We start from the raw sequence: 9,315 nt of genomic DNA, 5'->3' as shown, positions 1-9,315 counted from the left end.
GCCCCGGACCGCGGACCCCCGGGCCGGCACCCGGACGGCACCGCCCCGGCGCTCCCCCCGCACCCCGCGCGCGCTGCGCGTCGCACTGCTCACCGGCACCGGCGGGGCGGAAGAGGCCGAGGGACTCCTCCCAGGGCTCGTCCGGCCCTCCGGGCGTCTCCCGCGCGGTGATGATGCGCGTCGGCTCGATCATGCGGCGCCGCGGCGGTCCTCCGCCGGACGGGTTCGGCACAGCGGTCCCCCTGTTCTCCCCCCGTCATCCGTACTGGGCCGACCACGCTAGGACCCGCCGGTGGGCCGAAGGCCCGGAATCGGCGAACGCGCCGCGCCCCGGGCCCCGTTGGGGTATGCGCGCGGTCACCGCCGACGGCGCCGCGAAGGAACCCTGATGACCTTGTGCCGGCGGTCGCCTATCGTCGTGGCTGCGGAGACCGCTCCGCGGGTGACGGCACGAGTGGAGGACGACTGTGCGCTACCGGGACCTGGGACGCAGCGGGCTGCGGGTGTCGGAGATCGGCTACGGAGCCTGGGGGATCGGCGAGTCCGCATGGGTGGGCGCGACCGAGGACGAGTCGCTGCGCGCCCTGAACCGGGCCGTCGACCTCGGGGTGAACCTCATCGACACCGCCCGCGGCTACGGCGAGAGCGAGCGCATCGTCGGGCGGGTCGTCCGCGACCGCGCCCGGGCCGGTGACGAGATCCTCGTGGCCACCAAGGTGCCGCCGAAGAACCGTGTGTGGCCCGCCCCCGACGGCGTGGACCCGGCGGAGGCGTTCCCCGGCGACCACATCCGCGAGAGCCTCGAGACCAGCCTGCGGGCCGCCGGGCTCGACCACTTCGACGTGCTCCAGTTCCACGTCTGGAGCGACGAGTGGGTCGGCCGCGGGGACTGGGCGGAGACCGTCGCCGACCTCAAGAAGGAGGGCAAGATCCGGCTCTTCGGGGTGTCGGTCAACGACCACGAGCCGGACAACGCCCTCGCCCTGGTCCGCAGCGGGCTCGTGGACACGGTGCAGGTGATCTACAACGTCTTCGACCAGGCACCGGCGGACGCGCTGCTCCCCGCCTGCCAGGAACACGGCGTCGGCGTCATCGTCCGGGTGGCCCTCGACGAGGGCGGGCTGACCGGCCGGATCACCGCCGGGACCACCTTCCCCGAAGGGGACTTCCGCAACCGCTACTTCCGTGACGACCGCCCGGCGCAGGTGGAACAGCGCGTGGACGCCATCCTCTCCGACCTCGGCATCGACCCCGACGACATGGCGGAGACCGCCCTGCGGTTCGTGCTGAGCGCCCCCGCGGTCTCCACCGTCATCCCCGGCATGCGGTCGGTGCGCAACGTCGAGCGGAACACCGCGCTGAGCGACGGCCGCCCCCTGACGCCGGAACAACTCGCGGTCCTGGCCCGGCACCGCTGGGAGCGCAACTTCTACGGCTGACCGCCCGCAGCATGAACGCCCCCGGCGGGGGAAGGCGCGCTTCCGGACAGAACGGCTCGTTCACGGAGGTGGCCATGTCAGCGTCGACGGCTCACGCCGACCCGCCGGGAGCGTTGCGGACCGATGTGCCGGCCCGGCTGGACCGGTTGCCGTGGACCCGCTGGCACTGGCGCATCGTCATCGGCCTGGGCACCGTGTGGATCCTCGACGGCCTCGAGGTCACCATCGTCGGCACCATGGCGGGCCGGCTGGCCGAGCAGGGCAGCGGCATCGACATCAGCACCGCCCAGGTCACCACGCTGGCGGCCGCGGTGTACGTCGCCGGGGCCTGCCTGGGCGCGCTGTTCTTCGGCAGGCTGACCGACCGGCTCGGCCGCAAGAAGCTGTTCATGGTGACCCTGGCCGTCTACCTCGCGGCCACGGCGGTCACCGCGGTGTCGTGGACCGCCTGGTTCTTCATCCTGTGCCGCTTCGTCACCGGCTTCGGCATCGGTGGCGAGTACGCCGCCATCAACTCGGCGATCGACGAGCTGATCCCGGCCCGGGTGCGCGGCCGGATCGACCTGATCATCAACGGCAGCTTCTGGATCGGCGCCGCCGTGGGCGCGTTCGCGTCCATCGCCCTGCTGGACACCTCGCTGTTCGCCGGCGACGTCGGCTGGCGGCTCGCCTTCGGCATCGGCGTCGTCCTGGGCCTGGTCATCCTGCTGGTGCGCCGTCACGTGCCGGAGAGCCCGCGCTGGTTGTTCACCCACGGACGGGCGGAGGAGGCCGAGCGCCTGGTCGCCGACGTCGAGCGCACGGTGGCCGAGGAGAGCGGCAAGCCCCTGCCGGAGCCGGGCGAGAGCATCCTCATCCGTCCCCGCGGCGAACTGGGCTTCCTCACCATCGCGCGCACCGTCACCCGCCAGTACCCGCGCCGCACCCTGCTCGGCCTCGCGCTCTTCTCCGGCCAGGCCTTCCTCTACAACGCCGTCACCTTCGGCTACGCGGTCATCCTGACCACCTTCTTCGACGTGCCGAACGGCGACACCGGCTACTACTTCGCCGTCATCGCGGTCGGCAACTTCCTCGGCCCGCTGCTGCTCGGTCACCTCTTCGACTCCGTGGGCCGCAAGCCGATGATCACCGGCAGCTACGTCGGCTCCGGCCTGCTCCTGTTCGGCACCGCCTGGCTGTTCCAGCAGGGCGCCCTCAGCGCGGTCACCATGACGGCCTGCTGGACCGCGGTGCTGTTCCTCGCCTCCGCGGGCGCCAGCGCGGCCTATCTGACGGTCAGCGAGATCTTCCCGCTGGAGACCCGGGCACTGTGCATCGCCTTCTTCTACGCCGTCGGCACCGCCCTCGGCGGCATCACCGGCCCCCTGCTCTTCAACGGCCTGGTCGGCAGCGGCGAGCCCGGCGACACCACCCTCGCCTTCTGCCTCGGCGCCGCCCTGATGACCCTCGCGGGCCTGGTCGAGGCGGCCATCGGGGTACGCGCCGAGCGGCGCAGCCTGGAGTCCCTGGCCGCCCCGCTCAGCGCCGTCGAGGAACCGGCGGGGGCCACCTCCGACACCTCCGGCGCGCGCCCGTGAAGGGCGTCCGCGGCGGCTCCCGGGGCGTATCGTCCGGTGGGTCGTAGGCAATCCAGGGGAGGACCCCCGTGCGAAAGATCATCCTGCAGATGGCGGTGTCCCTCGACGGCTACTTCGAGGGGCCCGACCGTGAGATCGACTGGCACCGCGTGGACGAGGAACTGCACCTCCACATGAACGAGCGGCTGAAGACGATGGGCGCCTTCCTGAGCGGCCGCGTCACCCACGAGCTCATGGCCGCCTACTGGCCCACCGCCGACGCCGACCCGCAGAGCAGCCCCGCCGAGGCGGAGTTCGCCGGGATCTGGCGCGACATGCCGAAGTTCGTGTACTCGCGGACCCTGGAGCGGGCCGAGTGGAACGCCACGATCGTGCGCGACGTCGTCGCCGAGGAGGTCATGGAGCTCAAGGCGCGGCCGGGCGGCGACCTGGTCCTCGGCGGTGCCGACCTCGCCGCCTCGTTCCTGCGGCTGGGACTGGTCGACGAGTACCGGATCTACGTCCACCCGGTCGTGCTGGGCCGGGGCAGGTCGGTCTTCCCCGACTCCGACGCGCTCACCGCCCTCCGGCTCGCCGGGACCCAGACCTTCGGCAACGGGGTCGTGCTGCTGCAGTACGACCGCGCCGACGCCGGACCGGGCGTCTGAGCGGGCATCGGACTTGGGCGCCTGACCGCCGCTAGAGCCTGTCGTCAAAGGAGCGCCGGCCGCCCGGAGGGCGGGCCCAGCGGCGTCTGGTGCGGTGCATCGTAAGGCGGAGAGTCGTCCTCGTAGTGGGCTACTCGGACGATTCGACAACGCAGCGAGGTGCCGTGCCAGGCGCCGCTGGGCAGGCGGGACTTTGACGACACGGCCTAGAGCGCGCCGCGTTCCACGCACCCGCGCAGGAACGCGGCCTGCCCGGCGTGCTGCAGGTCGTCCGACACCACGCTGACCAGCCGTACCGCCAGCGTCACCGGCGGATCCCAGCTGGTGTCGACGACGCGCGGGAAGTCCGTCTCGCGCAGCGTCCGCAGGTAGCCCAGGGTGTGCTCGTACACCGCGTCGTGATAGCCGGTCAGCAGCTCGCCCGATGCGACGCGCAGCGCGGCGACGTCCTTGGGACGGTGGCCGTACCCGGTGTCGTACGGCGCGAAGGGCAGGCCGAAGCGGTCGGCCCAGCCGCCGTCGGTCCACAGCTGTCCGGTGCCCGCGACGCCGGCCACGTGGTCGTCCTGAATGCGCGTCAGGTGCCAGATCAGCCAGGCGATAGAGTTCGCTCCCTCGTCGGGCCGCGCGTGCAGGCCGTCCAGGGGGATGCCGTCGACGGCCTCGTGCACGGTCTCCTGGATCCTGCCGAAGGCGTCGGCGAGCAGATCTGCGCTCCTCATGCGTGCTCCCTCGGTTCCTGTGCCGGGCGGTCCCCCGCTGCCGCTCCGCCCACGCTAGGCGGGCCGCCCCGCCGCGGCCACCAGACACTCCAGCACGCGGCGCAACGGCTGCTGCCCGGCGGTGCCGGCGGCCAGCAGCGCCGAGACCGTACGGGTCACGGGGTGCGCGGGCGGGTGCAGGCTGACGCCGTCCAGGGCGGCGGGCAGCGCCAGCCGCGGGACGAGCGCGACACCCGCACCGGCCGCGACGAGGGCGGTGAGGACCGAGAAGTCACTGGCCAGCGCCACCGGCCGGGGCACGAATCCGGCCGCGCCGCAGGCCCGCCGGGTCAGTTCGTGGCAGGAGGTGTCCGGCCCGGGCATGAGCCATTCCTGCCCGGCGAGGAGCGCCAGGTCGAGGGCCTCGCCCGGGGCCAGGCCGTGTCCGGCGGCGAGCGCGGGGGGAACGGCGAGCAGCACCGGGTCCTCCATCAGATGGTGCTGCTCGCAGCCGGCGGGCACCTCGCGCGGCAGCAGGCTGTAGGCGTGGACGACGGCGATGTCGGCCTCGCGGCGCCGCAGCAGCTCCACCGCCGCGTCGGGTTCGTGCTCGGCGATCCTGAGCCCGGTCGGCACACCGGCATCCCCGCCGGCGAGCAGCCGCCACACCTCCGGCAGCAGGGTGCGCGCCGCGGACGGGAAGGCGGCGACGCGGACGGGGCCGCCGGCGCCCCCGCGGAGCCTGTCCAACGCGGCCTCGGCGGAGGCGAGATCGCCGAGGATCACCTCCGCGTGCTCCACCAGCAGCCGTCCGGCCGGGGTCAACCGCAGCGTGCGGCCCCGCTTCTCCAGGACCGGGACCCCGGTCTCCCGCTCCAGCGCGGCGAGTTGCTGGGAGACGGCGGGGCCGGTCAGATGCAGCGCCTCGGCGGTGGCGGCGACCGTGCCGTGCACCGAGAAGGCCCGCAGCAGGCTCAGCCGGCGCACATCGAGCATAAAGTCCACCTTCTCATTTCCGAAAGAAAGAGTAACTGGATCTTTTCCATCCTAGTCGGGACAGTAGGACACGTGAAGCCTCCCGCCCCCTCGCCCCGTGTCCTCGCCCTCGCCGGCACCGTCGTGCTGTGGGCCTCGGCGTTCCCCGCCATCCGCGTCGGCCTGGAGGGGCTGGGGGCCGCCGGCCTGTCCTTCCTGCGGCTGGCCGTGGCGTCCGCCGCGCTCGCCGTGGCCGCGCCCCTGCTCGGCGTCCGCCGGCCACGGCGGCGCGACCTGCCGCTCATCGCGTTGTGCGGCCTGACCGGCATGGCCGCGTACCAACTGCTGCTGAACTGGGGCGAGGTCCACGTCCCCGCGGGCACCGCCAGCCTGCTGGTCGCCATCGCCCCGGCCTTCAGCGTGCTCCTCGCGACGGCCTTCCTCGGCGAACCGCTGACCCGCACCGTCGTCGCGGGCAGCCTCGTGGCGATCGGCGGGGCCGCCGTCATCGCCCTCGCCCGCGGCGGCGCGCACTTCACCGCGGGCGCGCTCGTCGTCCTCGGCGCCGCCGTCGTCCAGGGCGTCTACCACGCGGCCACCAAACCGCTGCTGCGCCGCCACACCGGACTGGAGGTGGCCTGCTACGCCATGTGGGCCGGCACCCTGATGCTGCTGCCGCTCGCCCCCGGCACCGTGCGGGCGGCGGCCCACGCCTCCGGCCCCGCCCTCGCCTCGGCGGTCTACCTCGGCCTGCTGCCGTCCGCGCTGGGCTTCGTGATCTGGGGGTACGCGGTCGCCCGGCTCAGCCTCGCGACCTCCACGGCGGCCCTGTACCTCGTACCGCCGGTGGCCCTCCTCGTCGCCTTCGTGTGGCTCGGCGAGACCCCCCGGCCCACCGAACTGGCGGGTGGGGCGATCGGCATCGCGGGCGTCGTCCTGATCAACCGCGGGCGGCCCGGGGCGTCCGGGGCCGGCCGGGCCGCGCGTCAGCGGATCGCGAGGACCAAGGTCACGACGTAGTGCTCCTCGACCACGCCGTCCGGGAAGTGCCGCAGCAAGCGCTCCCGTTCGGCGGCGAGGAAGGCGCCGGCGCGTTCCTCGCCGAGCACCAGGAAGGCCGACTGGGTGCCGAGGTTCGCCAGGTGCACCTCGACGGGCACCCGCCGGGACCACGGCAGCCGGTGCTCGGCGAAACCCGGGCCGTCCGGCAGCCGCCCCGAGCGGGGATGGGACAGCTTCCCGAAGAAGCCGCCCAGCCGGTCCTGCTCGCCGGCGATCCACGGCACCGACACGTCGGGGTCGTTGCGCCACAGCGCGAACGCGCCGCCCGGCCGCAGCACCCGCAGCGCCTCCGGCACCGACCGCCGCGGATCGGTCCAGTGCCAGGCCTGCGCGTACGTCACGAAGTCGAAGGCGCCGGAGGCCAGTGGCAGCCGGTCGCCGTCCCCGCGCACCAGGGCGACGTCCGGCAGGTTGCGGCGCAGCTCCGCCGCCATGCCGTCGCCCGGCTCCACGGCCACCACCCGGGCGCCGCGCTCGTGCAGCAGCGCGGTGGCGATGCCGGTCCCCGCACCCACGTCGGCGACCAGGGCACCGCGCAGCCGGTGCCCCGCCAGCTCCTCGACGGCGTCGAGGAGGGCCGGCGGGTACGAGGGACGGTTCGCGGCGTACCGTCCGGCGGCCCGGTCGAAGGCGCGGGCGCGGGGTGAACTGGTCATACCTCCATGATCCTCCGCCCCGGCCCGCTCGTGGCGCCCGGTCAGTCCCAGCCGCCTGAGCCGTAGCCCCCGCCGGCTCCCGCGGCGGGACGGATCCACCGCGTGGCCAGGAACGCGAGGCAGCTGACGGCGACGATCAGCAGACCGGGGCCGATGCCGCCCCCGCTGCCGATCGCGCCCAGCGACGTCTGATCGCTCGCGGTCCCCGGGTAGACCGGCGCGCCACCCGGCGCCGTCGGGGCGGCAGGGGCTCCCGGGGCCGCCTGCTGCCCGCCCTGACCGTTGCCGGTGCCGCCTGTGCCGCCGGAGCCGCCCCCCGCGCCCCCGCCCGCCTCGCGGGTGGGCGCGCCGGCGGAGGCGGCCGGCGCCGCGCCCGGCGCGTCGCCACCGGCGGCCGGCGCCGGGGCGTCACCGCTGTCCGTGGCGCGCGGCAGGCTCACGCCGAGCGCCGCCATCGCCGAGTTCACCGGCTGGAAGAAGGTGATGCCGCCCGCCGTGCAGTCGCCGCTGCCGCCCGAGGTGATCCCGAGCGCGAAGCCCTGCGCGAACAACGGGCCGCCGCTGTCGCCGGGCTCGGCGCACACGGAGGTCTGTATGAGACCGCTGACCGTCCCCTCCGGGTAGTTGACCGTCGCGTTCAGGCCGGTCACCTGACCGGAGTGCAGCCCCGAGGTGCTGCCGCTGCGGAATACCTCCTGCCCCACGAACGGGTCGGCCGCGCCGGTGATCCGGACCACGCGGCCCGCGCCGACCCCGACGACGCTGCTGTGGTCCGAGCCGTCGTTCTGGTACTGCACCAGCGAGAAGTCGCCACCGGGGAAGGAGGTCGAGACGGTGGTGCCGACGGGCCTGGTCCCCTGGTTGTCGGCGAACCAGGCGGTGCCCGGCGGGCCGCAGTGACCGGCCGTCAGGATGAAGTCGGTCGTCCCGTTGGTGACGTTGAAGCCCGCGGAACAGCGGCTGCCCCGGGTCAGGATCGGCGCGGCTCCCGCGGTCCTGGTCGTGAAGTCGGCCTCGGTGCGTTCCATGCGGACCTGCCCGCCGATGCCGTCCGCGACGGACTGCAGACGCGCCCACTCGTCGGCGGAGACCGTGCTGTCGGCCAGCACCAGGACCTCGTTGGAGACCGGGTCGACCGACCAGGCGGTTCCGGGCACGCGGGGGGCATCGCGCAGTTCGCCGGCCGCTTCCTTCAGGTCGCGCATGCTGTAGCGGACGACCTCCGCCCGGGCACCCGCCCTGGCGACCTCGGCCGCGGTGTCCTGGTCCGTCACGGCGACCACCGGGCGGCCCTCGGCGTCCACCCAGCTCCCGCCGGTCCGGGCGTCGCCGAGGCGCGCCGCCAGGTCCCTGGCCAGGCCCGCGGCGTCCGCCGTGCCCTGCCCGCCCTGCGCGCCGTCCGGGGCGTCCAGCACCTGGCTGCCGCCCCCGGTCCGCGTGCCGTCGGGGGCCGCCCCGAAGGCCTGCGACATCATCACTCCGCCGCAGACCAGTCCCGCGACGGCCACGAGCCGCAGCGCGCGCTGCACCTGACGCCGTGTGCGCCTCACCGTGCCCCCTACATCCGCTTCCGTACCTGCAGGTCACCGGCATTGACTGCCGCGGGTCCCGAAAGGGGACCCGGCCTTCCATACGTGCGGGGGAGCCGCAGCGCTCACCGCGCGCGGAGACGATCCGGAACGCGTGGACGTGCCCGGGGTGGCGGGGCGCTCTATCGTGGCCGGGTCGGCGGAGCCGGCGATCCAACGAGCCATCAAGGAGCGACATGGGCGGTCAATTCGAGGCGGTCGTCGAGGTCGACCGTCCCGTGGCGGAGGTCTTCGCCTTCCTCGCCGACGGGCGCAACGACCCCAGGTTCAGCCCCCGGGTGCAGGAGATCCTGCGCACGCCCGACGCACCGACGGCGGTCGGCACGGTGTTCACCAGCATCGTGAAGGACGCCGGGATGAAGTCCCACCGGGAGTTCCGGATCACCGAGTTCGACCCGCCCAACCGGATCCGCTGGACCGAGCAGTCGAAGAACCTGGTCACCGCCGAGGGCGGTTACGACCTGCAGCCGGTGTCCGAGACCACCACCCGGGTGCGGATCTTCAACCACCTGGAGGGGCACGGTCTCGGGAAGCTGCTGGTCGGCCTGGCCCTGAGCGCCGCACGCAAGGACGCCCCGGCGTTCGGGCAGCGGATCAAGGCTGCCGTCGAGGCGTCCTGACCGCTCACCGACCCCCTGACACCCTGACACGGGTCACCCGGGCCGCGCC

General features: G+C 74.1%; 10 protein-coding genes. 5 read left to right on the top strand and 5 right to left on the bottom strand.

What is annotated here, in order from left to right:
* A partial coding sequence (locus PV350_RS23490; protein WP_500335871.1) for a hypothetical protein occupies positions 1 to 193 on the bottom strand: 193 nt, incomplete at its 3' end.
* A 274-nt stretch (positions 194 to 467) separates the two neighbouring features.
* On the opposite strand from PV350_RS23490, the gene PV350_RS23485 reads away from it, so the two are divergent.
* The 3 genes from PV350_RS23485 (at position 468) to PV350_RS23475 (ending at position 3,663) form a co-directional block, all read left to right on the top strand.
* Positions 468 to 1,439, top strand: a complete 972-nt coding sequence (locus tag PV350_RS23485) for an aldo/keto reductase (protein ID WP_499509545.1) — start codon at positions 468 to 470, stop codon at positions 1,437 to 1,439.
* A gap of 74 nt (positions 1,440 to 1,513) precedes the next feature.
* Positions 1,514 to 3,016 carry an MFS transporter gene (locus PV350_RS23480; RefSeq protein ID WP_500335869.1) on the top strand — a complete coding sequence of 501 codons (1,503 nt, stop codon included), beginning with the start codon at positions 1,514 to 1,516 and terminating at the stop codon, positions 3,014 to 3,016.
* A 68-nt stretch (positions 3,017 to 3,084) separates the two neighbouring features.
* The gene (locus PV350_RS23475; protein ID WP_499509543.1) at positions 3,085 to 3,663 is read left to right on the top strand and encodes a dihydrofolate reductase family protein; all 579 of its coding nucleotides are present in this window, start codon (positions 3,085 to 3,087) and stop codon (positions 3,661 to 3,663) included.
* 206 nt (positions 3,664 to 3,869) lie between these two features.
* On the opposite strand, the gene PV350_RS23470 is transcribed toward PV350_RS23475, so the two are convergent.
* Entirely contained in the window at positions 3,870 to 4,385 is a 516-nt protein-coding gene (locus PV350_RS23470) for a mycothiol transferase (protein WP_499509542.1), read from the bottom strand.
* Between the two features lie 54 nt (positions 4,386 to 4,439).
* A complete protein-coding gene (locus tag PV350_RS23465; RefSeq protein WP_500335866.1) occupies positions 4,440 to 5,360 on the bottom strand; it encodes a LysR family transcriptional regulator in 921 nt (306 codons plus the stop codon).
* Positions 5,361 to 5,432: 72 nt separating this feature from the next.
* Here PV350_RS23465 and PV350_RS23460 point away from each other — a divergent pair, with 72 nt between their 5' ends.
* Positions 5,433 to 6,359 carry a DMT family transporter gene (locus PV350_RS23460; RefSeq protein WP_499509540.1) on the top strand — a complete coding sequence of 309 codons (927 nt, stop codon included), beginning with the start codon at positions 5,433 to 5,435 and terminating at the stop codon, positions 6,357 to 6,359.
* Here PV350_RS23460 and PV350_RS23455 read toward each other — a convergent pair.
* The gene (locus tag PV350_RS23455; protein WP_499509539.1) at positions 6,326 to 7,057 is read right to left on the bottom strand and encodes a class I SAM-dependent methyltransferase; all 732 of its coding nucleotides are present in this window, start codon (positions 7,055 to 7,057) and stop codon (positions 6,326 to 6,328) included. The genes PV350_RS23460 and PV350_RS23455 overlap by 34 nt on opposite strands.
* A 41-nt stretch (positions 7,058 to 7,098) precedes the next feature.
* The gene (locus tag PV350_RS23450; protein WP_499509538.1) at positions 7,099 to 8,607 is read right to left on the bottom strand and encodes a S1 family peptidase; all 1,509 of its coding nucleotides are present in this window, start codon (positions 8,605 to 8,607) and stop codon (positions 7,099 to 7,101) included.
* Between the two features lie 215 nt (positions 8,608 to 8,822).
* On the opposite strand from PV350_RS23450, the gene PV350_RS23445 reads away from it, so the two are divergent.
* Positions 8,823 to 9,266: an SRPBCC family protein gene (locus PV350_RS23445; RefSeq protein WP_499509537.1), complete on the top strand. Its 444-nt coding sequence runs from the start codon at positions 8,823 to 8,825 to the stop codon at positions 9,264 to 9,266.
* The last annotated feature ends 49 nt before the right edge of the window (positions 9,267 to 9,315 follow it).

It is taken from the genome of Streptomyces sp. PA03-6a (assembly GCF_033792765.1).
Classification (GTDB): domain Bacteria; phylum Actinomycetota; class Actinomycetes; order Streptomycetales; family Streptomycetaceae; genus Actinacidiphila.
This window is presented reverse-complemented; position numbering and strand designations above follow the sequence as displayed.

What these genes read in the sequence shown, in the direction of transcription:
- PV350_RS23470 (WP_499509542.1), bottom strand. Translation starts at nt 4,385, where the DNA reads ATGAGGAGCGCAGATCTGCTCGCCGACGCCTTCGGCAGGATCCAGGAG.
- PV350_RS23480 (WP_500335869.1), top strand. Translation starts at nt 1,514, where the DNA reads ATGTCAGCGTCGACGGCTCACGCCGACCCGCCGGGAGCGTTGCGGACC.
- PV350_RS23445 (WP_499509537.1), top strand. Translation starts at nt 8,823, where the DNA reads ATGGGCGGTCAATTCGAGGCGGTCGTCGAGGTCGACCGTCCCGTGGCG.
- PV350_RS23455 (WP_499509539.1), bottom strand. Translation starts at nt 7,057, where the DNA reads ATGACCAGTTCACCCCGCGCCCGCGCCTTCGACCGGGCCGCCGGACGG.
- PV350_RS23465 (WP_500335866.1), bottom strand. Translation starts at nt 5,360, where the DNA reads ATGCTCGATGTGCGCCGGCTGAGCCTGCTGCGGGCCTTCTCGGTGCAC.